At 50.0% G+C, this 21,644-nt stretch carries 20 protein-coding genes and 5 tRNA genes; 19 read left to right on the forward strand and 6 right to left on the reverse strand.

Annotation, left to right across the window (positions count from 1 at the left end; genetic code table 11):
• Positions 1 to 47 precede the first annotated feature (47 nt).
• A complete protein-coding gene (pyrC, locus tag CPA45_RS02000; RefSeq protein ID WP_096649838.1) occupies positions 48 to 1,085 on the forward strand; it encodes a dihydroorotase in 1,038 nt (345 codons plus the stop codon).
• 101 nt (positions 1,086 to 1,186) lie between these two features.
• On the opposite strand, the gene mtnN is transcribed toward pyrC, so the two are convergent.
• Positions 1,187 to 1,894 (reverse strand): 5'-methylthioadenosine/S-adenosylhomocysteine nucleosidase, encoded by a 708-nt coding sequence (gene mtnN, locus CPA45_RS02005; protein ID WP_096649839.1) that lies wholly within the window; start codon positions 1,892 to 1,894, stop codon positions 1,187 to 1,189.
• A 57-nt stretch (positions 1,895 to 1,951) separates the two neighbouring features.
• Positions 1,952 to 2,809 (reverse strand): bifunctional methylenetetrahydrofolate dehydrogenase/methenyltetrahydrofolate cyclohydrolase FolD, encoded by an 858-nt coding sequence (folD, locus tag CPA45_RS02010; RefSeq protein ID WP_096649841.1) that lies wholly within the window; start codon positions 2,807 to 2,809, stop codon positions 1,952 to 1,954.
• Between the two features lie 210 nt (positions 2,810 to 3,019).
• On the opposite strand from folD, the gene CPA45_RS02015 reads away from it, so the two are divergent.
• From CPA45_RS02015 to CPA45_RS02055, 9 genes are all read left to right on the forward strand, one after another.
• Positions 3,020 to 3,096: transfer RNA gene (locus CPA45_RS02015), tRNA-Pro, on the forward strand.
• A gap of 92 nt (positions 3,097 to 3,188) precedes the next feature.
• Positions 3,189 to 3,265: transfer RNA gene (locus CPA45_RS02020), tRNA-Arg, on the forward strand.
• 92 nt (positions 3,266 to 3,357) lie between these two features.
• Positions 3,358 to 3,432: transfer RNA gene (locus CPA45_RS02025), tRNA-His, on the forward strand.
• Positions 3,433 to 3,500: 68 nt separating this feature from the next.
• Positions 3,501 to 3,575, forward strand: a tRNA-His gene (locus CPA45_RS02030).
• Positions 3,576 to 3,643: 68 nt separating this feature from the next.
• Positions 3,644 to 3,718, forward strand: a tRNA-His gene (locus CPA45_RS02035).
• A gap of 435 nt (positions 3,719 to 4,153) precedes the next feature.
• Positions 4,154 to 5,395, forward strand: a complete 1,242-nt coding sequence (locus CPA45_RS02040; RefSeq protein ID WP_096649843.1) for an NAD(P)/FAD-dependent oxidoreductase — start codon at positions 4,154 to 4,156, stop codon at positions 5,393 to 5,395.
• Positions 5,396 to 5,548: 153 nt separating this feature from the next.
• On the forward strand, positions 5,549 to 5,758 hold the full coding sequence (locus CPA45_RS02045) for a putative motility protein (RefSeq protein ID WP_096649845.1): 210 nt from the start codon (positions 5,549 to 5,551) through the stop codon (positions 5,756 to 5,758).
• 187 nt (positions 5,759 to 5,945) lie between these two features.
• On the forward strand, positions 5,946 to 7,535 hold the full coding sequence (locus CPA45_RS02050; protein ID WP_078087531.1) for a peptide chain release factor 3: 1,590 nt from the start codon (positions 5,946 to 5,948) through the stop codon (positions 7,533 to 7,535).
• Between the two features lie 11 nt (positions 7,536 to 7,546).
• Positions 7,547 to 8,308 (forward strand): TatD family hydrolase, encoded by a 762-nt coding sequence (locus CPA45_RS02055; RefSeq protein ID WP_096649847.1) that lies wholly within the window; start codon positions 7,547 to 7,549, stop codon positions 8,306 to 8,308.
• 14 nt (positions 8,309 to 8,322) lie between these two features.
• Here CPA45_RS02055 and ygfZ read toward each other — a convergent pair whose 3' ends face one another.
• Entirely contained in the window at positions 8,323 to 9,285 is a 963-nt protein-coding gene (ygfZ, locus tag CPA45_RS02060; RefSeq protein WP_096649849.1) for a CAF17-like 4Fe-4S cluster assembly/insertion protein YgfZ, read from the reverse strand.
• Between the two features lie 303 nt (positions 9,286 to 9,588).
• Between ygfZ and CPA45_RS02065 the strand changes: the two genes are divergently transcribed.
• From CPA45_RS02065 to uvrB, 3 genes are read left to right on the forward strand one after another with little or no spacing between them, the layout of a single operon-like run.
• The gene (locus tag CPA45_RS02065; protein WP_096649851.1) at positions 9,589 to 9,786 is read left to right on the forward strand and encodes a hypothetical protein; all 198 of its coding nucleotides are present in this window, start codon (positions 9,589 to 9,591) and stop codon (positions 9,784 to 9,786) included.
• Positions 9,786 to 10,193 (forward strand): OsmC family protein, encoded by a 408-nt coding sequence (locus CPA45_RS02070; protein ID WP_096649853.1) that lies wholly within the window; start codon positions 9,786 to 9,788, stop codon positions 10,191 to 10,193. Before CPA45_RS02065 ends, CPA45_RS02070 begins: the two co-directional genes overlap by 1 nt.
• A 43-nt stretch (positions 10,194 to 10,236) precedes the next feature.
• The gene (uvrB, locus tag CPA45_RS02075; protein ID WP_096649855.1) at positions 10,237 to 12,261 is read left to right on the forward strand and encodes an excinuclease ABC subunit UvrB; all 2,025 of its coding nucleotides are present in this window, start codon (positions 10,237 to 10,239) and stop codon (positions 12,259 to 12,261) included.
• 48 nt (positions 12,262 to 12,309) lie between these two features.
• On the opposite strand, the gene CPA45_RS02080 is transcribed toward uvrB, so the two are convergent.
• On the reverse strand, positions 12,310 to 13,311 hold the full coding sequence (locus CPA45_RS02080) for a hypothetical protein (RefSeq protein ID WP_096649857.1): 1,002 nt from the start codon (positions 13,309 to 13,311) through the stop codon (positions 12,310 to 12,312).
• A 277-nt stretch (positions 13,312 to 13,588) separates the two neighbouring features.
• On the opposite strand from CPA45_RS02080, the gene CPA45_RS02085 reads away from it, so the two are divergent.
• The 3 genes from CPA45_RS02085 to CPA45_RS02095 all read left to right on the forward strand — a co-directional run bounded on the left by CPA45_RS02085 (position 13,589) and on the right by CPA45_RS02095 (position 17,601).
• Entirely contained in the window at positions 13,589 to 15,094 is a 1,506-nt protein-coding gene (locus CPA45_RS02085; protein ID WP_096649859.1) for a fumarate hydratase, read from the forward strand.
• 119 nt (positions 15,095 to 15,213) lie between these two features.
• Positions 15,214 to 16,632: a cardiolipin synthase gene (cls, locus tag CPA45_RS02090; protein WP_096649861.1), complete on the forward strand. Its 1,419-nt coding sequence runs from the start codon at positions 15,214 to 15,216 to the stop codon at positions 16,630 to 16,632.
• A 51-nt stretch (positions 16,633 to 16,683) separates the two neighbouring features.
• Positions 16,684 to 17,601 (forward strand): LysR substrate-binding domain-containing protein, encoded by a 918-nt coding sequence (locus CPA45_RS02095; RefSeq protein WP_096649863.1) that lies wholly within the window; start codon positions 16,684 to 16,686, stop codon positions 17,599 to 17,601.
• Between the two features lie 17 nt (positions 17,602 to 17,618).
• Here CPA45_RS02095 and CPA45_RS02100 read toward each other — a convergent pair whose 3' ends face one another.
• Positions 17,619 to 18,713 carry a bifunctional nicotinamide-nucleotide adenylyltransferase/Nudix hydroxylase gene (locus tag CPA45_RS02100; RefSeq protein WP_096649865.1) on the reverse strand — a complete coding sequence of 365 codons (1,095 nt, stop codon included), beginning with the start codon at positions 18,711 to 18,713 and terminating at the stop codon, positions 17,619 to 17,621.
• A 169-nt stretch (positions 18,714 to 18,882) separates the two neighbouring features.
• Between CPA45_RS02100 and CPA45_RS02105 the strand changes: the two genes are divergently transcribed.
• Positions 18,883 to 19,800, forward strand: a complete 918-nt coding sequence (locus CPA45_RS02105) for a YihY/virulence factor BrkB family protein (protein WP_096650209.1) — start codon at positions 18,883 to 18,885, stop codon at positions 19,798 to 19,800.
• Between the two features lie 2 nt (positions 19,801 to 19,802).
• Positions 19,803 to 20,078, forward strand: coding sequence for an acylphosphatase (locus CPA45_RS02110; protein WP_096649867.1), 276 nt, complete (start codon positions 19,803 to 19,805; stop codon positions 20,076 to 20,078).
• 15 nt (positions 20,079 to 20,093) lie between these two features.
• On the opposite strand, the gene CPA45_RS02115 is transcribed toward CPA45_RS02110, so the two are convergent.
• Positions 20,094 to 21,050, reverse strand: a complete 957-nt coding sequence (locus tag CPA45_RS02115) for a D-2-hydroxyacid dehydrogenase (RefSeq protein ID WP_096649869.1) — start codon at positions 21,048 to 21,050, stop codon at positions 20,094 to 20,096.
• Between the two features lie 289 nt (positions 21,051 to 21,339).
• On the opposite strand from CPA45_RS02115, the gene CPA45_RS02120 reads away from it, so the two are divergent.
• Positions 21,340 to 21,624 (forward strand): FmdB family zinc ribbon protein, encoded by a 285-nt coding sequence (locus tag CPA45_RS02120; RefSeq protein WP_096649871.1) that lies wholly within the window; start codon positions 21,340 to 21,342, stop codon positions 21,622 to 21,624.
• The last annotated feature ends 20 nt before the right edge of the window (positions 21,625 to 21,644 follow it).

Consider the following 21,644-nt stretch of genomic DNA (forward strand, 5'->3'; position numbering starts at 1 on the left):
ACTTTTTTGTCCGATGTAACTAAAACCAGACCAGTACAGGATTTGCCGTGGACGCTATTACGATAACCCGCCCCGATGATTGGCACCTCCATTTGCGTGATGATAAAGCGCTTAACGCCGTGGTTGGGCATACTGCTGCGCAGATGGGACGGGCGATTATTATGCCAAACCTGAAACCGCCCATTACCACCACAGAGCAGGCGATTGCTTACCGCGAGCGAATTTTGGCCGCGCTGCCAAGCGGTAGTACGTTTGAGCCGTTAATGACGCTGTATTTAACAGATACCACTTCCCCTGAGGAAATTGTAAAAGCGGCAGAAAGCGGTATCGTAAAAGCCGTTAAGCTCTATCCAGCGGGTGCAACAACCAACTCGGCCTCTGGCGTCACCGATATCGCTCACTGTGATGGAGTCATTGCTACGATGGCCAAGGTGGGGATGCCGCTACTGGTACATGGTGAAGTCACGGACAGTGATATTGATATCTTTGATCGTGAAGCTGAATTTATTGAGCGGGTGATGAAACCGCTGTTAGCAAGCCACCCCGATCTTAAAGTGGTGTTTGAGCATATTACGACACAGCAGGCAGCTGAGTTCGTTGCAGCGGCATCGGATAACATTGCAGCAACCATAACGGCCCACCACTTGCTGTTTAATCGCAATAAAATGCTGGTGGGTGGTATCCGCCCTCATTACTACTGCTTGCCAATTTTAAAACGTGAACAGCATCGTCAGGCCTTATTGAGAGCAGCCACTAGTGGCAGCCCAAAATTTTTCCTGGGTACGGATAGCGCGCCTCATGCGCAAGGTGATAAAGAGTCAAGCTGTGGTTGTGCAGGTGCGTATACAGCCCCTGTTGCGATTGAGCTATATGCAATGGCATTCGAAGAGATGCAGGCGCTGGATAAGCTTGAAGCGTTTGCCAGCTTAAATGGCCCGCGCTTCTACGGACTGTCGCCGAATACGGACTCCGTCACTCTGGAGCGTCGTGAATGGCGCCTGCCAGAGAGCTACCCTTACACTGAGGGGCAGGACATTATTCCGTTGCTGGCAGGTGAAATCTTGCCTTGGGCGCTTAAAGCCTAGCGCTAAGCGATGCTGCCTACTGCTGGGTAAATGCTCAGGCTTACCATGCCGGTATGAGGTAAAACGGAGCCATCTGGCTCCGTTTTACGTTAGGGTGACACTTATGCGTTGCCAAGGGCCATTAGCATCTGGTCAACCATGCGGGATGAGTGATCTGCCGCAATCTCTAAAAATTGCTCAAAAGAGAGGTGGTTGTCGCCACTGCCTGGAATATCAGAAAGAGCGCGGATAACGACAAAAGGGCACCCATAAAGGTGGCAAGTTTGCGCAATAGCGGCCGCTTCCATCTCTACTGCTAGCATTGCTGGAAAATTCTCACGAGTGGTGGCTACCCGCTCAGGGTCAGACATGAACGCATCCCCCGTAGCAATTAACCCTTCACGCACATTGACCTCGCCCAGTGCAGCTATAGCACTGCGAGCCACCTCGCGTAGCTGCTTATCCGCTTGGTAAGCAGCCGGCATGCCTGGAACCTGGCCCAGCTCGTAGCCGAACACGACGGCATCTACATCGTGATGGCGAACTTCATCGGATATGACTATGTCCCCGATGTTAAGGTCGCTGGCGAAGCCTCCGGCGGAACCGGTGTTGATGATGGCATCAGGTTGGTGGCGTTCTAGCAGTATTGCGGTACCTACCGCCGCGTTAACCTTCCCAATACCTGACTGCAAGACCACAACTTCTATGCCGTGGCGTGTGCCAGTATAAAAAACAAATCCGGCGTGCTCGTAGCGCTCGGCATGTTCTAGCTGGCCTGCAAGGATACGAACCTCTTGTGCCATGGCACCGATAATTCCAATCCGTCGCACGATAAAGTACTCCTTTGTTACCCGCTCGCTTCCAGCGTTGAATGATAGGGGGGACCTTTAATCTTGGTCGTGGCGCTCGGCTGCTTCTAAGGTGTTTTCAAGCAGAGTAGCCACTGTCATCGGGCCTACGCCACCAGGTACTGGCGTGATGAAGCTGGCACGCTCAGCTGCTGCTGCAAAATCGACGTCTCCCACTAGAGAGCCATCCGCCATGCGGTTGATGCCTACATCAATAACGACAGCACCCGGTTTGATCCAGTCGCCTTTGACGATGCCGGGTTTGCCTACTGCGACTACGACCAGGTCGGCGCGGCTTACGTGCTCCTGGAGGTTTTGAGTAAAGCGGTGGCAAACGGTCGTGGTGCAGCCTGCCAGCATTAGCTCCAGTGCCATGGGGCGTCCTACGATATTGGAAGCGCCCACGACAGTGGCATCGAGGCCTCGTACAGAAACTTCGCTTTGTGCCAGCATTGTCATAATGCCTTTTGGCGTACATGGGCGAAGTGAAGGCATGCGTTGCGCTAAACGGCCAATGTTATAGGGGTGAAAGCCATCTACATCTTTATCTGGACGGATGCGTTCAAGGATTGGCCTAGCGTCTAAGTGCTGTGGAAGAGGTAGCTGAAGCAATATACCATCTACGGCGGGGTCATCATTCAGTTGGTCTACCAGTGCTTCGAGCGACTGCTGGTCAATATCCGCAGGTAAGGCATGCTGAAAAGAAAGAATGCCAGCCTGTTCACAGGCGCGGTGCTTGTTATTGACATAGACATGAGAGGCGGGGTCTTCTCCAACCACTACAACGGCTAGTCCGGGGGCTCTAGCGCCAGCTTGCAGGCGTGCACTGACCTTTGCAGCAACAGCGTGACGGACATTAGCGGCGATGGCTTTGCCATCGATGAGTTGGGCGGTCATGTAATGAGATCCCTATGAAGGTTGAAAAGCAAAGCAGACTGCTAGGCGCGTGTAGAGGCGCGCATTCTTAAAGGGCCAATTTTCGCACGCTAGGGCAGCAAGGCAAAGCATCTATCGAATCAATCACTTTAGGTGTTGACTTTAAAATCAGAAGTAGTAATATATGCCTCGCTTGAGACGGGATATGCAGCAGCGTCTAAGGTAAGAAATCGGGATGTAGCGCAGTCTGGTAGCGCGCCTGCTTTGGGAGCAGGATGTCGGGGGTTCGAATCCCTCCATCCCGACCACATACCTAGCGCGGAAGGTGGTAGCTTGCTTTTCCAGGCTTTGGTTGTGGTCAAGTGCCCATCGGTATTCAGCTTTTCAGAATGCTTCATGTGCGCCCATAGCTCAACCGGATAGAGCAACGGCCTTCTAAGCCGTAGGTTGCGGGTTCGAGTCCTGCTGGGCGTGCCATTAATAGTCTTGGAAGAGCTATTCAAAGCCAAGTTTATTGTGGTGTTCTTTAGCAGTAATCAAGAAGTAAATATCTACGTACTTTATCAATGGTGGGTGTAGCTCAGTGGTAGAGCCCCGGATTGTGGCTCCGGTGGTCGTGGGTTCGATCCCCATCATCCACCCCATTGATAGTAAAGTGCTCATAGATAATAGCAGTTAGTATATCCGAAAGTTTTCCCAGTTTTAGGTTGTGGTGGGTGTAGCTCAGTGGTAGAGCCCCGGATTGTGGCTCCGGTGGTCGTGGGTTCGATCCCCATCATCCACCCCATTGATAGTAAAGTGCTCATAGATAATAGCAGTTAGTATATCCGAAAGTTTTCCCAGTTTTAGGTTGTGGTGGGTGTAGCTCAGTGGTAGAGCCCCGGATTGTGGCTCCGGTGGTCGTGGGTTCGATCCCCATCATCCACCCCATTACCTAGCGTTCAGTTGTTAGTACGCTACCGCGCTTTACTTCTATATTATTTTCCCCAGATATCAGCTTTCTATTTTAACTAGCAATAAGCAATTAAGCCGCTTATGCTGGTTTTTTGCTGTTCTTGTAAAATATTTTTGTGCTTTTTTCTCTCCTTTCTTCTTTTCCTCCCACTCAACCCTGTGTCGCTTGATATGCCGCAAAGGGGTTCAGCTATCTGTTAAGCCGCAGAATGCAGCCATTTTTTCAGACACTATACTGGGAATAGTTGAGTTGTCCGTTTTTTAATAGTTTGCGACAGATATTGCTGTTCTGGTTTTGTAAAATAGTTTTTTCAACTATGTGAAACTGGTTTGTTTAGTGATATTTTTCAATCAGTTAATTTGGTTTGCTGGTAGCAGCTATTTTTCTAACGTTCGAGGGAGTGCGGCAGAATGGCGCGTCAAACGGTAGTGTTGGGAGCAGGTATGGTAGGTGTCAGCATTGCATGGCATTTACAGCGTCGTGGTCATCAGGTGGCGTTAGTAGATCGCCGTGAGCCTGGTCGTGAAACTTCCTTCGGCAATGCGGGTATTATTCAGCGAGAAGCGGTAAAGCCTTATCCATTCCCGCGGGATATGAAAACCATTCTGAGTGTGCTGCCAAACAACCGAGTGGATATTCGCTACCGCCCTGCGGGTATGCTTAATGCAGCATCACCTTTATTGAGTTATTGGCAGAACTCTTCTTCACGGCGATATGAAAAAATTATTCCTGAATACGCCTCACTTATTCAGCTCTGCCTTGAAGCCCATGAACCTATGATTGAAGCTGCTGGCGCTGATCATCTGGTACGCCGTGAAGGGTGGCTGGAAATTTATCGTACCCCAAGCAAGCTTGCCAAGCGTGTAGAGGAAGCCAAAGAGGCGCTTGAACTTTATGGTGTCCAGTTTGCGGTGCTGGATCGTGCGGCCCTTATAGAAAAAGAACCCGATTTAGGTAGTGATATTATCGGTGCCATTCACTGGCTAGATCCATGGACGGTCGCTGATCCTGGTGGTCTTGTGGCTGCATATGCTGAATCTTTTTGTCAGCAAGGTGGGCGTGTTCTACAAGCTGATATCAAAGGTTTTCATCAGCACGGGGGGAGGTGGAAAGTTGAAACGGCAACTGAAACACTAGATGTGGATGAAGTTGTAGTGGCGCTTGGGCCTTGGGCAGGCGAGTGGATGAAGAAGTTGGGTTACCAGTTCCCGGCGTTTGTGAAGCGTGGCTATCATATGCATTACACGACTCAGCCTAATGCCAAACTTCGCTATTGGCTGATGGATGCTGAGGTGGGCTATTTGTTGGCGCCCATGAATGCAGGTGTACGGCTTACTACGGGGGCAGAGCTTGATCGTCTTGAGTCACCAGCCCATGAGCAGCAACTGAGCGCAGCTGAAAAAGTGGCTCGCACGATTTTCCCTCTTGATAAGCGCCTCGATGCCTCAGCTTGGAAAGGTGCTCGTCCATGTTTGCCGGATATGAAGCCTGTGATAGGCCCTGCGCCGCGCCACTCTGGCTTGTGGTTGGCGTTTGGGCATGGGCACCAGGGTTTTACGCTTGGGCCGGCCACGGGGCGTTTGCTAGCCGATATGATGGAAGGCAAGCCAACGGCTATCAACATGTCGCCATTTCGTGCAGATCGTTTCTGATTTTCTTTGTGCTTTTATCGTGGTAGGCAACTACTGTCAGTGCTTACCATACTGTAAGGTCGGCTATCTAAACAAAAGTGGGCTAGGGGTTAGGTATAAAGGCACTGGGTTTGCTACGCTTGGGGCATATTTAATGGAACGTGAGGTGAAACGATGGATGTTGCCGCAAGTAATGCAGTAAGCACCGCACTGTATATGAATCAAGCGCAAACAGCTGAGCAAGCTCAAATGCAGCTATTCAAACAGGCGCTTGAAGTACAAGCTCAGCAGGTTGCTGAGGTGCTTGCCTCAGCTGACACTGGCGCCCAGCCGGATCTCGCGCAAGAAGGTAGTAAGGGTACCCAGGTAAACACGTACGCATAATTGTACCTAAGTGATTTAAGACGCCGGTTATCCGGCGTTTTTTTATGTTTTCCTGTTGCCCTCAAATTATTGGAGTTACCGCATGGTATGCCGCCATAGCCTAGTTGCGTTACCATATGCTCACTTCGGCGCCGTTATTGAGAGCGCTTTCCCAGATTGAATATTGCACCATCTTCTAGAGAACCCAATGTCTGACGCTAACATAGCGCGCGAAGCTGAGCTGCGCCGCACTTTCGCTATCATTTCGCACCCTGATGCGGGTAAAACAACTATCACCGAGAAGCTGCTGCTGTTTGGGAATGCTATTCAGCTGGCAGGCTCGGTGAAGAGTAAGCGCAACGACCGGCATGCCACATCTGACTGGATGAAGATGGAGCAAGAGCGGGGAATCTCGGTAACTACCTCTGTCATGCAGTTCCCTTACGGTGGGCGCATTGTAAACCTGCTGGATACACCAGGGCATGAGGACTTCTCAGAAGATACTTACCGTACGCTGACGGCGGTAGACTCGGCACTGATGGTGATTGATGGCGCAAAAGGGGTTGAGGATCGCACGATTAAGCTGATGGAAGTTTGTCGTCTGCGTACAACGCCTATCTTGACGTTTATCAACAAAATGGACCGAGATATTCGTGACCCGATTGAAGTCATGGATGAAGTCGAGACGGTGCTGAATATACAGTGCGCGCCAATGACTTGGCCGATCGGCATGGGGCGCCATTTTAAAGGGGTGTATCACCTCTATAATGATGTTGTACACCTCTATACCCAGGGGCAGGGTAGCCGCATACCTGATGATAAGCGTATTGAAGGGCTGGATAACCCAGAAGTAGATGCTGTGCTGGGTGAAGAGCAAGCCGAAGAGCTTCGCATGGAGGTTGAGCTGGTACGTGGGGCGTCACATGAGTTTGATCTTGAAGCCTACCGACGTGGCGAATTATCGCCCGTGTACTTTGGTACTGCTATGGGCAACTTTGGTGTGCGCGAAATGCTTGATGGCTTTGTTGAGCATGCCCCGGCCCCACAGCCCCGCGACACTGATACTCGTCAAGTAACTGCCCATGATGAGCGGTTCACCGGGTTTGTATTTAAAATTCAGGCCAACATGGACCCGAATCACCGAGACCGTATTGCCTTTTTACGGGTGTGTTCGGGTAAATATGAGAAAAACATGAAAATGCGCCATGTGCGTATCGGTAAAGACGTGAAAATAGCCGATGCGCTGACCTTTATGGCGTCGGACCGCTCACAAGTAGAGGAAGCCTGGCCAGGCGATATTATTGGTCTGCATAACCATGGCACCATTCAAATTGGTGACACCTTTACGGTGGGTGAAGATATGCGCTTCACTGGTATTCCTCACTTTGCACCTGAGCTATTCAAGCGTGTGCGTTTAAAAGATCCGCTGAAAATGAAGGCGCTGCAAAAGGGCCTTCAGCAGCTCTCTGAAGAGGGTGCTACCCAGGTATTTATGCCGGTCGACAACAACGATTTGATTCTGGGAGCTGTGGGTACGCTTCAGTTTGATGTAGTAGCCCATCGACTGAAAGAGGAGTACAAGGTTGACTGCTTGTATGAGGGCGTCAATGTGCAAACAGCGCGTTGGGTATATTGTGAAGATGCCAAGATGCTGGAAGAGTTTAAGCGTAAGGCCAGTACTAATTTGGCGATCGATGGTGGCGGCTACCTAACGTATATTGCACCAACCCGCGTTAACCTGCAGATGACTCAAGAGCGTTGGCCCGATATCCGCTTCCAGCCTACTCGCGAGCATTAAGCAGGCTGCCTATGTTGATTGATGCTCATTGCCACCTTGATGTTGCGGCATTTGATGCTGATCGCAGTGAGGTTATTCATGCTGCCAAGGCGGTGGGTGTTAATCATTTTGTGGTTGCGGCAACTACGCGGGCTCGCTGGCCAGGCTTGCTGGCGCTGGGGGAGCGTACGGATGTAAGCCTGTGCATAGGCTTGCATCCCTATTTTATTGCCGAGCACCAGCAGCAGGATCTCGCTGCCTTGGAACAGCAATTAGCGGACAATAAGCGTTTCATAGCGATAGGTGAATGCGGTATCGACGGGCGCTTCAAGGATACTCTAGATGAGCAGTGGCACTATTTTGAAGCCCAGCTGAAGTTGGCTAAACAGTATGAACTGCCTATTGTCGTGCACTGCGTTAAAGCAAACGATACAGTGAGCAAGCGGCTACGCCAGCTGGCACTGCCTAGAGGGGGGTTAATTCATGCCTTCTCTGGATCTTACGCACAGGCTGACAAGTTTTTGCAGCTGGGTTATACGCTAGGCCTGGGGGGAAGCGTTACCTTTGAGCGTGCCCAGCGGCTGCGTGGCGTTGTTGCGCGATTACCCAACGACAGCTTTGTGTTGGAAACAGATAGTCCCGATATGCCCCTCTGTGGGTACCAGGGGCAGCGTAACGAGCCTTGTCGAGTAGCGGAAGTTTGCGAGGTCGTTGCCTCTTTGCGTAACCAAACTGTCGAAGAAGTAGCGGCATTGAGTAGTGCTAATGCCGCTCGACTGTTTAATCTGTTTTAGCAATAACCTGCCCGTTACGCGTTCAAGTTAACGGCCAACTGCTCGGGATCTAAGCGCTCAAGTGCGTAGGGTAGTGAGCAAAGAGTTGCGGGTTGATCATGCCAAAAAGCTGCAGATACTCCTTCCACCACTTTAGTACTTACTACCGCAAGCAGCTCTACGTTCTGCTCTTCATTGAAAGCACAGCTTACTACTTCTCCTACCGACTTGCCGTCGGCATCTACTAAGGTGTCCCCTATGTCAGGTGGCGTGGCTGTGGTGACAAAAATACGTGCCAGACGCTTTTTTACCTGGCCACGGAAGTGAGCGCGAGCGACGACCTCCTGGCCGGTATAGCAGCCTTTCTTGAAGCTGATCCCGCCTAGCGCTTCCCAATTAAGCATTTGCGGTAAGAAGTGATCCTGTTGTGCGATAGTGATCCATGCTATGCCGCTACGAATATCCTCCAGATGCCATGCATTGCGTGCCTGGTCATTATCGTCCAGTTCATCATAGGGTGAGCTATTGTCAACACTGAATAGCCAGCGCGCTTTGCCCGGTTGACGAAGTACGGTCACGCTGTGACTTTGGTACTGAGTGCTGGGATGCTCTGGTAGTATCACGCCTGTTGTCTCAGCCAGTGATTGGGCCTCTGCGCTGGCGCCAATAAAGGTAAGTGACGACTGAACTACCAATTCTGTACGATAGAACGCAGCAAATTTCTTTAAGTGGTTGGCTAGCATATCTATCAGCGAAGCGCTCATTATTAAGCGAAAATGCTCTTCACCTAAGCGTAGCAATTGGGCGTTAGCTAATACTCTCCCTTTCGGGGTGCAAAAACAGGTTAGTGGTGCAAAATGTCCATTAGCTAAACTGACCTGGGTGCTGGTCTGGCCTTGCAGGAACTTCTCTGCGTCCGCACCCATCACATCTAGCGCGCCAAGATGTGTAAGCCGTACGTTACGATTTAGTTGGGTCTGCAAAGTGGCGGCCGCCATAAAAAAACTCCTGAGTGCAGGTGAATGCTACTATCTGGCCTTGGCTAGCTATGGCCGTGCCTTCTCGGCAATAGCTGAGTATAGAGTGCTAATATATGTAGAGCGTCGATGCTTTGACAAATGACTGAGCTTTGACAAACAACTGAGTTTTGGCACACGTATTAGCTAGGTGAGGGCGCTGCACGCCAATTGCAAGGTAGTTAAGGCATGCTATCCTAGTTGTCCACCCTATTTTGGGTGTATTGGTATTGCATAGGATTGAGGTGGTTTCTGACCTGTTAACATCATCTAAAAGGGCTGCAGATGGCTTTTCAAGCATTAACATTTCAAGGTGTGACTAACGCCGAGCAGGTAAATAAAATCACTACGGCATTAATGATGCTAGATGGTGTTGATAGTGTGGAAGTTGGGCGCTATGGCGCGGAGGTAGAAGGGCGTGCCAAACGTGAGGTTCTTATAAAAGCCGTTGAGAAGCTTAACCTAGGGGTAAAGGTAACATAATGCATAAGCCCATCACTATTATCAGTCAGCGCAACCATGTTTTTCGTCAACGAGTTGAGATCGATGATTTAGACGCGCTGTATGCAGATGTGCCACCAATAGTGGGTGGCGAAGGCAGTGCACCGGACCCACATGATTACTTCGATATCGCGTTGGGCACTTGTAAGGCGATTACTGTGCAGATGTACGCGCAACGTAAAGAGTGGCCTCTAGAGGGGGTTACCGTAAAGGTTCAGCGTGATGATAGCCAGGAAAAAAAGGGCGTCTATAAGTTAACTGTTACGCTAATACTGCACGGTATTGACGATCCAGAGCAGCGTGCCAAGCTTGAAGCGATTAGCCACCGCTGCCCTATTCAGCGATTAATGACCCAGGCCACAGTGGAAATTGAGACGCACATCGAATAGCGCTGCATACTGGGGTACTCCCACCCTAATAAAAGGAGAGAAGATGAGCAAGGAGTTCAGGCTGCAGTCAAAATTTAAGCCTGCCGGTGACCAGCCAACGGCAATACGCAGCTTAATCAGTGGGCTGGAGTCGGGGCTTGCCCATCAGACTCTGCTGGGGGTGACTGGCTCGGGCAAAACATTCACGGTGGCTAACGTAGTGCAGCAGCTACAGCGGCCGACTATCGTGATGGCGCCTAATAAGACTCTTGCTGCTCAGCTTTATGGAGAGTTTAAGTCATTTTTTCCAGACAATGCAGTTGAGTACTTTGTCTCTTACTATGACTACTATCAGCCGGAAGCATATGTGCCTTCCTCTGATACATTTATCGAGAAAGATGCATCGATTAACGACCATATCGAACAAATGCGACTTTCTGCCACTAAGGCACTGCTAGAGAGGCGAGATGCATTAATTGTTGTCTCAGTTTCGGCTATTTATGGCCTGGGTGACCCAGAGCAATATTTAAAAATGCGTCTGCATTTTAGTCGGGGTGAGCTGATTGATCAGCGCGCTTTTTTGCGCCGCCTAGCAGAGCTGCAATACACCCGCAATGATATGGACTTTCGGCGGGGCACCTATCGGGTACGTGGTGATGTTATTGATATTTTTCCCGCAGACTCTGACGAAGAGGCTGTACGCGTTGAACTATTCGATAATGAAATAGATTCGATTCGCCTATTTGACCCGCTCACCGGTGATGTACGTGGCCAGGTACCGCGCATGACTATCTATCCAAAATCCCACTATGTCACCCCGCGTGAGACGATTTTAGGTGCCATTGACGCCATCAAAGAGGAGCTTAAAGGGCGTTTGGAGTGGCTACGTAAACACGACCGCTTAGTAGAAGCTCAGCGCTTGGAGCAACGCACCCTATACGATATTGAAATGATGCTAGAGCTGGGCTACTGCAACGGCATTGAAAACTACTCGCGTTACTTATCCGGCCGCGCACCAGGCGAGCCACCGCCGACTTTCTTCGATTATTTACCAGATGATGCGCTGCTCTTTATTGATGAGTCTCACGTCAGCGTTCCCCAAGTGGGGGGGATGTATAAAGGCGACCGCTCTCGTAAAGAGACGCTAGTCGAGTACGGATTCCGCCTCCCTTCGGCGCTGGATAACCGGCCAATGAAGTTTGAGGAGTGGGAAGCGATAAGCCCGCAGACAATTTTTGTCTCAGCTACGCCAGGGCCTTATGAGGCGGAGCACACGAGCCAGATTGTGGAGCAGGTGGTTAGACCGACAGGACTTTTAGATCCAGAAATAGAAGTACGCCCAGCCAGCACGCAAGTAGATGATCTGCTTTCTGAAATTGGCTTGCGTACTGCTATGGGCGAGCGAGTGCTGGTGACTACGTTGACCAAACGTATGTCCGAAGATCTCACCGAATATCTTGATGAGCATGGTATCCGTGTGCGTTATTTGCATTCCGATATTGATACGGTGGAGCGTGTTGAGATTATTCGTGATTTGCGGCTTGGTAAATTCGATGTACTCGTAGGTATCAACCTGCTTCGCGAAGGATTGGATCTGCCTGAAGTGTCACTAGTGGCGATTCTTGATGCAGATAAAGAGGGTTTTTTGCGCTCAGAACGTTCTCTGATTCAAACGATTGGGCGTGCTGCCCGTAATGCTAACGGTAAAGCGATCTTATACGGTGACAGAGTTACCGATTCAATGCGGAAAGCCATCGATGAGACCGAGCGTCGCCGTGCAAAACAGACTGCCCATAACGAAGAGCATGGTATTACGCCGACTACTGTGACGCGCTCAGTGGCAGATATTCTTGAGGCCTCGCAAGCACCGGGTAAGAAGAGTAGCCGTCGTCGTGGCAATGAGCGGAAAGTGGCGGAAAGTGCCGCTGAGTATGATGTGGCTACCATGTCTTCAAAAGACTTATTAGGGGCGATTAGCAAGCTTGAAGATGCGATGTTTGAAGCTGCACAAAACCTTGAGTTTGAAGAAGCCGCCAGGCTACGTGATCAACTCCACCGGATGAAGGAGCAGCAGCTGGCGCTGGGGTAATGAAGGTACGGACTCGCAAGCAAACTGGTTCTGAGCGCAGTTAGTCCATCAGCGAGCTGGCAGAATCGCTAGAGTTTTGCCTGTGCGATCATGAATAGCATACGTATGATGTACTGTATTGGGTGGTGTTGACGACAGTGACCCATCCGGGATTTCAATTAGCCATGCTGCTGGGTATGTCTCGCGTAGCCTTCTTGGGTTCAGGCGGGCGGTTGAGCCAGCCGCGTGCTTGAGATCTCCGAGTTGGGTATCTCGGCTTAAAAGCGCGCCACCAATCTCGTGAAGTCTTCGCATGTTGTCCAGGGTTAGGTGTGCATCTGTCAGAGCTAATCCATCAACATTGATTTCAGCATTGCTTGGTACATAAACAGTCCAGCGATCTATATCGACAAAACCGTCGGTGTAGGATTTTCCCGTGCTGGCTCGGAGCACTGTACCTGCGGGTAATATGATTTCGTCTACAGTAGTGTCCAGGGCAAGAGTGCAAGCGCTGAAAGTAGAAATTTCACCATCGGCGTTGAGGGTGAACTCAATCGGCTGGGTTGCGTCACAGTACCATCCGGCCTGAAGACTGATTCCTTGCCCAATCACGCGTAGGTTGGTCGGGGTGAAGCCGACTATCCTGCTATCATTTATTGCGCTACTTATGTCGCGCTCGACTCGTAGGGCTTGTATCCCTGAGATAAGCACAGGTTCGGGAAAAGAGGCGGCCTTAAACGAATCTTTCAGATTGGCGAGAGCAAGCTGTAGCTGCGTGCCTGCGGGCATATCAATGTGCCCAAGTTGTTGCGGCGCACCCAGCGCTAAATGATAATTTGCGCTCGATACACGCAGCTCCTTTGTCAGTTGAAGATAGACGTCGGCTGTTTTGAATAATGTAAAAAAGGCTATGGCCGTGACCAGCAGGTAGACCAAACGCTTGTGGCGGTTATTCTCGCTTCTGCGAAGAAAAACCAATCTCAGCGTCCAAATCAACCAGATGAGTGTTGTGGAAAAAAGGGCGGCGACAGTTAGCAAAAAGCTGACTGATGGCAGGCCAATTGGAATCATCAGAAATACCTTTTAGTCTGTTGTTTTCTGCTGGTAACGCTACAGTTTAGGCTATGTTTGTGATCAGGTAGAGCCATAATTTATACCGTTATCATGAAGGTTCTCCTAAGCTCAGACCAAAGCGCTAGAGTTTATCACTCACAACTGACGTAGAGCGGCTGCCGCTCAAGGGGCAATACGGTATACTTCCTCGACACTTGGATGGTCACTTATTAGTCAAACGTATCATAAACGACTAAGGCCATAGAAAAGACGATAACCGAGGAGCTGTTTGACCATGACCGTGATCCGCCAGGACGACGTGATACAAAGCGTTGCCGATGCTCTGCAGTACATCTCTTACTATCATCCGAAAGACTTCATTGATGCCATGGCGGCCGCTTACGAGCGCGAGGAAAACCCTGCAGCCAAAGACGCCATTGCACAAATTCTGATTAACTCGCGTATGTGTGCCACTGGGCACCGGCCTATTTGTCAAGATACTGGTATTGTGACGGTGTTCGTTCATGTCGGTATGAATGTCACATGGGACGCTGAGCTGAGCCTCGATGACATGATTAACGAAGGCGTGCGTCGTGCATATCAGTTGCCGGATAACGTACTGCGCGCTTCTGTGCTTGCTGATCCTGACGGTAAGCGAGCAAATACCAAAGACAACACGCCAGCGATTATTCACCACTCGATTGTGCCTGGCGATAAGGTCGATATTCACGTGGCCGCCAAGGGCGGTGGCAGTGAGGCAAAATCTAAGTTTGCAATGCTGAATCCATCCGATAGCGTCGTGGACTGGGTGATGGAGCAGTTGCCTAAAATGGGCGCAGGCTGGTGTCCGCCCGGTATGCTGGGAATTGGTATCGGTGGTACCGCCGAAAAGGCGATGATGATTGCCAAAGAAGCACTACTTGATCCTATTGATATTCAAGATTTGCAGGTGCGTGGTCCTAGTAACCGCGCTGAAGAGCTGCGCCTGGAACTGTTCGATAAAGTGAATAAAAGCGGTATCGGTGCTCAAGGCTTAGGTGGCTTAACCACGGTGCTGGATATTAAGGTGAAAGACTATCCAACCCATGCGGCCAATAAGCCTGTGGCGATTATTCCCAACTGCGCTGCCACGCGTCATGCGCATTTCACGCTTGATGGTAGCGGCCCAGTGGCACTTCCTGCTCCCAAACTTGAAGACTGGCCAGAGATTACCCGAGAGGCTGGGGACAACGTTAAACGCGTAAATTTGGATACTGTAACGCCAGAAGAGGTTCAGACTTGGCAGCCGGGCGACACCCTTCTGTTAAACGGCAAGTTATTAACCGGCCGGGATGCAGCGCACAAGCGCATGGTAGATATGATCGCCAAAGGCGAGCCACTGCCAGTCGATATGCGCGGTCGATTTATCTACTATGTAGGGCCTGTAGACCCTGTTGGTGATGAAGTTGTTGGCCCTGCTGGCCCAACGACCGCGACGCGAATGGACAAATTTACGCGTACAATGCTGGAAGAGACTGGCTTGCTTGGGATGGTGGGTAAAGCTGAGCGCGGCCAGACAGCCATTGATGCAATTCGTGACAACCAAGCTGTTTATCTTATGGCTGTCGGTGGTTCGGCGTATCTAGTGGCGCAAGCAATCAAGAAGTCTCGAGTTGTTGGCTTTGAGGACTTGGGCATGGAGGCTATCTATGAGTTTGAAGTTGAAGATATGCCGGTAACCGTTGCGGTGGATAGTTTGGGGACGTCTGTCCATCAAACAGGTCCAGCCAAGTGGAAAGAGATTATTGCCCAGTCGGTATAAACATGGGATTGCGAATTAGGCAATAATAGATAAAGAAGCCCCGTCTCATACGGGGCTTTTGTGCATAGGCGGTAAACGAAACAAAGAAGGGATCCCTAGCGTATGGCGAGGAATAGTCAATGACCTCATGGTTATTAGGGACAGGCATAATGTTGATACATGTGCTCGGCATTGTGTCAGCAATAATGGCACTAATGTCCAGCCGTACTTCTCAAGGGGCGGTTGCATGGATCATTTCGTTGCTTACATTTCCTTATGTGGCTTTGCCAGCTTACTGGTTTTTCGGGCGTCCACGGTTTTACGGCTACGTGTCGGCACGGGGCGCCCGCGATAATGTATTGAGGCGTGTATTAGCGCGTTATCGTAATAATGTTAAGCCCCATGTTGCTCTGCCAAAAAATGCGGACATACAGGCAGTGGAACAGCTGGCAATGATGCCTTTAACCAAAGGTAATAGTGCAGAGCTTTTGATTGATGGAAAGGCTACTTTCGAAAGCCTCTTTGCCGGCATAGATAATGCGCAACACTATTTACTGCTGCAGTTTTTTATCGTTCGTGATGATGAGTTGGGGCGGCGTTTGCAGCGCCATTTAATTCGAGCGGCGCAGCGGGGCGTGCGCGTTTACTTTCTTTATGATGAAGTGGGTAGCCGAAATCTCAGCCAGGGATATTTCAAGGACCTGACAAAAGAAGGCGTTGAAGCTAAAGCTTTTCGCTCTTCTCGTGGCTTTAAGCATCGTTTCCAACTGAATTTCCGTAACCATCGAAAAATCATGGTAACCGATGGCAAAAAGGGCTGGATTGGTGGTTTTAACGTTGGAGTAGAGTACCTGGGGAAGGATCCTCGTCATGGTGCATGGCGTGATACCCACTTAGCTCTTCAAGGACCAAGTGTGTTAGGCCTGCAAGAGGCTTTTTGGGAAGATTGGCACTGGGCAACGAATGAGGTAATAACACTTAATTGGCATGCGGAAATACATCCCCAGGAAGATCATCAGGTAGTTATTGTTCCTTCGGGGCCTGCCGATAAGCAGGATACGGCCAGCCTGTTAATTCAGCAGTTAATTCATAGCGCTAATGAGAGGTTGTGGGTTACTAGCCCCTATTTTGTACCGGACCAAGGTGTGCAAGATGCGCTTCGCCTAGCAGCTATGCGCGGACTTGACGTGCGAGTAATGATCCCAGAGCGGCCAGATCACTTGCTGGTGTTTTTGTCCGCATTTTCATTTTTACCTGATATGTTGAGAGCAGGAGTAAAAATATACCGTTATCTTCCTGGTTTCCTACACCAAAAGGTCATTTTAATCGACAATGAGGCAGCAACCGTCGGTACAATAAACTTGGATAATCGCTCATTTCGACTTAATTTCGAAATAACTGCTTTCATTCCCAGTCCATCCTTTGCAGCTCAAGTGAGCGCTATGCTGGAAGAAGATTTTGCGCATTGCCGACGCGTTACGATGGATGAAATAAACCAACGACCTATGTGGAAAAAGGTCATATCACGGGCTGCTTACTTGACCGCACCAATCCAGTAATCAAAAAAGCACCGTAAACAGCTTAGAATGGTTGGGCACAAGGAGTTTTGGGTGAACTTAGAAACAAAATGGTTAGAAGACTTTGTCGCATTGGCTAATACACGTAGCTTTTCTGCATCAGCTAAGCAAAGGCACGTAACACAACCTGCATTTAGCCGCCGGATCAGAGCGCTGGAGCAGGCTATTGGTGTAACGCTGGTCGACCGAACAACCACACCCATTGGCCTAACCTCTGAAGGCCAGCTGTTTTTGATTACTGCTCGCAACTTGGTCGAACAACTAAATGAGTCGCTAGGCCATCTACGCGGTTTGTCGATTGCTAACGAAGCATTGGATATTGTAGCTGCCCACTCGTTAGCGCTCAGTTTTTACCCACCGTGGATATCACGGCTGCAAAAAGGGCTAGGGGAGCTGCCAACACGCTTAGTTGCCATGAATGTAGGAGAGGCTATTCATGTGTTGCGCGAGGGGAATTGTGATCTAATGCTGGCCTATTATGATCCCTTTGCAACTATGCAGTTGGATGCGGAAATTTTCCCTTCGTTTTCTATCGGTAAGGTGAAAATGTTGCCCGTGACGTTGCCTGATGAGAATGGTAAGCCGCTTTTCTCTCTGCAGCGTGATAACTCTATTCCTTATTTAGCCTATACCCAGGGGGCTTTTTTAGGCCGTAGCGTGCGAATGCTACTTAAGAATGACCCGCTCCGCATGAAACTACGCACTGTCTATGAAACTGCTATGGCGGAAGGTTTGAAGGGGATGGTCCTGCAGGGGATTGGTGTGGCTTGGATCCCTGATTTCTGTATCCGGGAAGAATTAAAAAGTGGTCGACTAGTACGAGCTGCTGACGAAAACTGGGATATTCCTCTTGAAATCCGTCTCTATCGATGCTCGCTCGTACACAAACCTGGTGTAGAACGACTGTGGCGGCAAATGATGAAACTGCCACGAGATTTCTTACAGGCTTAACACACAGCGCGATGATACTAGAAGCCACTAAGATCAGCGGGTAAGCCTAAAAAGTTCTGGATAATAAAGAAATGGTCTTCAAATAAGCTCTCAGGCTCTAAATCGGCTAGTGCCACCCAGCGTGCATGGTCTCCTCCTTTAACCGGTTTAATACGAGGGAGTTGCTGGTCTGGGCGTAAAGCGAAATAAAACGCCTCAGCAAGCGTTCGCCCCCGCCAGCTGCGATGCGGCTCGTCGAACAAGCGCTGGCCACGTAGTGATCCTTTTAAAACAGGCTCCGGCACTTTCAACCGTAACCGTTCCCGCAATTCTCTCAAACAGGCGTCCAGCAAACGCTCATGAGGGTTAATAAACCCTCCCGGTAGTGCAAATAAACCCTTACCGGGAGCGGCCGTCCGCCTTACCAATAAAACGTGCCCGGATTGAACCACTACTGCACTAACAGTGACGAAAATAGGTGGGTAGGGCGCCTGGGCCCAAGCGTTGCGATATTGGTCTAAAAGTTGTTGCTCTTCTAACAGTTGATGGTAGGTATCACCTCGGCAAAAATTGGCTACTCGTTTAACCACACCCGGCGGTAAGTCGTGATAAGCCCCAGTACTAAGGTAGTCATCAGCTGAGCCTGATGAGCGAAACAGGCGCTCACGTATCTGGCTTGCCGAAATGCCTTCTACTAGCGGTACGCTGACAGACTCCCACTGTGGGAAGAGCGATAAGTAGTAGCTGGATTGGCCACGGCTTGCGCCGATTAAACCAATACGAGGTAGCCGAGCGTTAGCGGGTGTGGCCAAATCGCGGACTTTGCGCTGAACATCTCTAACCCATACGTCATCGTTGTAGAGTGCGTCCAGTAATGGGGTTATTTCAAGCCGCTGGTTGTCGCTGTCATCAAATACTGAGCGAATCATTGATTGACGCTCGTCAAAATGCCATGGGTTCCTCAATGAGCGTGCCTGCCAAGCTGAGCCCACCAAAACGATAACCTGCCGGGCTTGCTTTAGTGCCTCATTAATGATGGCGATATGGCCCAAATGAGGAGGCTGAAAGCGGCCTATAAATACTAAACAGTCAAAGTCGTAGGCTGGAGCAGATCGAACAGCATCCGAGGTCATCGTACTTCCTTGATTGTCAGCAGAAATGAAAGCCATTATGGAGTGAGTGGTAAAGGGGTGCAATGTGATCATACCTGCGTCCGAGGCTATGGTTAGGTATGCTTACCCATGAAACATTGGCATTCATCATTTAAGAGAGCACTACATAATGGTTTTTAAGGGAATGGATATGGTTAAACGCACGCTCATTTTTTGGTGGAACGTGGTGCAAGATGCAATTTCTTTGTGGCTTGAACGCAACGCGTTTAGCTATGCAGGCTCGCTTGCGTTTTACACGCTGTTTTCACTGGCTCCGACCATTATTATTGCGGTCACAGTTATTGGGGTCGTGCTGGGGGAGGATGCAGCTCAAGGTCAGATAGTTGCCCAACTGGAAGGCGCCTTAGGTGTTGAAGCGGCTTCTGCTATAGAGCAAGCCGTAGCACAGTCGCGGATTGAAGAGTCCGGCTTGCTACCCACTTTTCTGGGGTTTGCAGCACTAATAGTAGGTGCCACTACAGTCTTTGCACAGATGCAATTTTCGCTTAATACCATCTGGGGAGTTACTGCAAAACCAACGTCAAATAGCATCCTTATTTTTATCAAAAACCGCCTGTTATCGCTTACGGTGGTGCTCTCGATCGGCTTTATTCTACTTGTTTCGCTAGTGCTAGGAGTGGTACTAAGAGGAGTGCTACAAGCCGCTGATTATCTCGTGCCTTATGCCAGCCTCTTTACCACAACACTTGAGTCTTTGGTCTCATTAGCAGTGGTTACACTACTTTTCGCAACAATTTTCAAGGTGTTACCGGATGTCGTGCTGCGTTGGCAAGATGTATTCATAGGCGCACTGGTGACTGCTACTCTATTTACCATAGGGCGTAGCGTCATTGCGGTGTACTTGGCTTACACCGCCACAGCATCAACTTATGGCGCTGCAGGCTCTGTGGTCATGATTTTACTATGGGTGTATTACAGTTCGTTAATTTTGCTATTTGGCGCTGCCTTTACACGCTCGCTATTATTGCGTCGAGGTCGTCCATTAATTCCTCGCAATAGCGCAATACTTGTAAAGCATGAACTAATTCCAAAAACAAAAGAGGTCTAACGATGAAGAACAGCTGCGTGCGTGCTTACGTGACAGGTAAAGTGCAGGGTGTCTGGTATCGCCGTAGTACTCAGGAGCAGGCTCTTAAGCAAGGTATTACTGGCTATGCTAAGAACCTGCCCGATGGGCGTGTAGAAGTGCTAATGTTCGGGCCGTCAGAGACGGTCAGTGCACTGTCAGAGTGGCTATGGAAAGGGCCCGATGGCGCTAGGGTGACTCACGTCACTTTTGAAGTGCTGGACGGACACCATGCTCCAGACCATTTTTCCACGTATTAAGTTAACCAATTCGAATTAACTGATGCTTATGCCCCTTTGCCACGTTTTAATATTGTCAGCGGTTAGTGCCACAATATTTTGCCGAGCTTCAGGGGTTATCCAAGCATTATGGGGAGTAACAATCAGATTTAATGGTTCCCCGTTTGCGAGTGCGTCTAAAAGCGGGTGCCCACCTTTGGGCGGTTCCGTAGGTAATACATCGACCGCCAGCCCGCTAATCTGATCATTACGGAGCGCATCTAGTGCAGCCTCTTCATCGATAATACTGCCCCGTGCACAATTGATCAGCAGCAGTGATGATTTAGCCTTTGCCAACCGCTCCTGGTTGATTAGGTGTTTTGTCGCCTCATTGAGCGGGCAGTGTAGGCTGATAATATCGGCACTAGGTAATAGCTCGTCGAGGGAAGGGCGCTTGTCATTGGCTTCGTTTCCTGGTCGTGCAGCAAAGATAGCTCGCATGCCAAAAGCCTCTGCTAATCGTGCAACTTCCAAACCTAGTTCACCTTGGCCCACCATCACAAGGTTTTTGCCCGATAATTGAAGAGTGGGGTGTGCTTGTAAACAAAAAAAGTCACTGTTCTGCCATTGGCCAGCGGCAATGTCGGCCTGATAGCGTGGTAGGCGATTCGCTAAAGCCAGCATCAACATTAAAGTATGTTGCGAAACACTGGGAGTGCCGTATGCAGTGACATTCTTGACCACAATGTTGTGTTTTTTCGCTGCAGCTAAATCAATGTTATTTAGCCCTGTCGCCATTACGCAGATGAGTCGTAACTTGGTCAATTGCTCCAGTGTTTTGGCATCAATTTTTACTTTGTTAACGATGGCGATGTCTGCATTTTTAAGCCGCTCAAGCGCTTGTTCTGGCGTGCTTTGCTCATAAGTTTCTAGATGAGTAACGACGTTACGAATTGCGGCTAAATCAATATCGGGCCCTAGGCTTTGGGCATCCAGCATGACCGCATTGGGCATTTTATTTTCTCCATTCATTACCGATAGCCGCTTGGCCTTGCTCGGTAGGGGGCACAAAAGGGTATAATGTGTCGCTCTATCAACCGCAGTCTTGGAATTTACCCCGGCAGGCCACATATTCACAGCCTGGTAGCGTCTAGATTTGCCACTAATCTGTCAGAGCTTGGTCCGTCTGCGAGAACTTGGTCTGTCAGCATTTGGTTTGTCAGAGGCTTAGCCTGTTAGGACCTAGAGAACCAGTCTGTTAGAACCTAGCCTGTCGGAGTTGAGTTTTTCAGGAGTTGTCAACATGCCTATCTATGAGTACGAGTGCAAGGCCTGCGGCCACCGCATGGAAAAATTACAGAAAATCAGCTCGGACCCCCTAAAGGAGTGTCCAGCTTGTCAGCGTGAAGGACTAGAGCGGCTAGTCTCTGCTGCAGGCTTCCGCTTAGCGGGCGGAGGCTGGTACGAAACGGATTTTAAAACAGGTAGCAAGAAGAACTTGGCTGCCGATGGTCAAGCTGCTTCAAACGCTTCTGGGGCGAAAAGTGAACCCAGCAGCGCACCAGCGAAAAAAGGCGCCGCGGCATAGCCGCGGTTGTCTAGGTCGGG

It is taken from the genome of Vreelandella nigrificans, from assembly GCF_002374315.1.
GTDB lineage: Bacteria > Pseudomonadota > Gammaproteobacteria > Pseudomonadales > Halomonadaceae > Vreelandella > Vreelandella nigrificans.

What these genes read in the sequence shown, in the direction of transcription:
- cls (WP_096649861.1), top strand. Translation starts at nt 15,214, where the DNA reads ATGACCTCATGGTTATTAGGGACAGGCATAATGTTGATACATGTGCTC.
- uvrB (WP_096649855.1), top strand. Translation starts at nt 10,237, where the DNA reads ATGAGCAAGGAGTTCAGGCTGCAGTCAAAATTTAAGCCTGCCGGTGAC.
- CPA45_RS02040 (WP_096649843.1), top strand. Translation starts at nt 4,154, where the DNA reads ATGGCGCGTCAAACGGTAGTGTTGGGAGCAGGTATGGTAGGTGTCAGC.
- folD (WP_096649841.1), bottom strand. Translation starts at nt 2,809, where the DNA reads ATGACCGCCCAACTCATCGATGGCAAAGCCATCGCCGCTAATGTCCGT.
- CPA45_RS02070 (WP_096649853.1), top strand. Translation starts at nt 9,786, where the DNA reads ATGCATAAGCCCATCACTATTATCAGTCAGCGCAACCATGTTTTTCGT.
- CPA45_RS02080 (WP_096649857.1), bottom strand. Translation starts at nt 13,311, where the DNA reads ATGATTCCAATTGGCCTGCCATCAGTCAGCTTTTTGCTAACTGTCGCC.
- CPA45_RS02055 (WP_096649847.1), top strand. Translation starts at nt 7,547, where the DNA reads ATGTTGATTGATGCTCATTGCCACCTTGATGTTGCGGCATTTGATGCT.
- CPA45_RS02105 (WP_096650209.1), top strand. Translation starts at nt 18,883, where the DNA reads ATGGTTAAACGCACGCTCATTTTTTGGTGGAACGTGGTGCAAGATGCA.
- ygfZ (WP_096649849.1), bottom strand. Translation starts at nt 9,285, where the DNA reads ATGGCGGCCGCCACTTTGCAGACCCAACTAAATCGTAACGTACGGCTT.
- CPA45_RS02110 (WP_096649867.1), top strand. Translation starts at nt 19,803, where the DNA reads ATGAAGAACAGCTGCGTGCGTGCTTACGTGACAGGTAAAGTGCAGGGT.
- CPA45_RS02065 (WP_096649851.1), top strand. Translation starts at nt 9,589, where the DNA reads ATGGCTTTTCAAGCATTAACATTTCAAGGTGTGACTAACGCCGAGCAG.
- CPA45_RS02100 (WP_096649865.1), bottom strand. Translation starts at nt 18,713, where the DNA reads ATGACCTCGGATGCTGTTCGATCTGCTCCAGCCTACGACTTTGACTGT.
- CPA45_RS02050 (WP_078087531.1), top strand. Translation starts at nt 5,946, where the DNA reads ATGTCTGACGCTAACATAGCGCGCGAAGCTGAGCTGCGCCGCACTTTC.
- CPA45_RS02045 (WP_096649845.1), top strand. Translation starts at nt 5,549, where the DNA reads ATGGATGTTGCCGCAAGTAATGCAGTAAGCACCGCACTGTATATGAAT.
- CPA45_RS02085 (WP_096649859.1), top strand. Translation starts at nt 13,589, where the DNA reads ATGACCGTGATCCGCCAGGACGACGTGATACAAAGCGTTGCCGATGCT.
- CPA45_RS02115 (WP_096649869.1), bottom strand. Translation starts at nt 21,050, where the DNA reads ATGCCCAATGCGGTCATGCTGGATGCCCAAAGCCTAGGGCCCGATATT.
- CPA45_RS02120 (WP_096649871.1), top strand. Translation starts at nt 21,340, where the DNA reads ATGCCTATCTATGAGTACGAGTGCAAGGCCTGCGGCCACCGCATGGAA.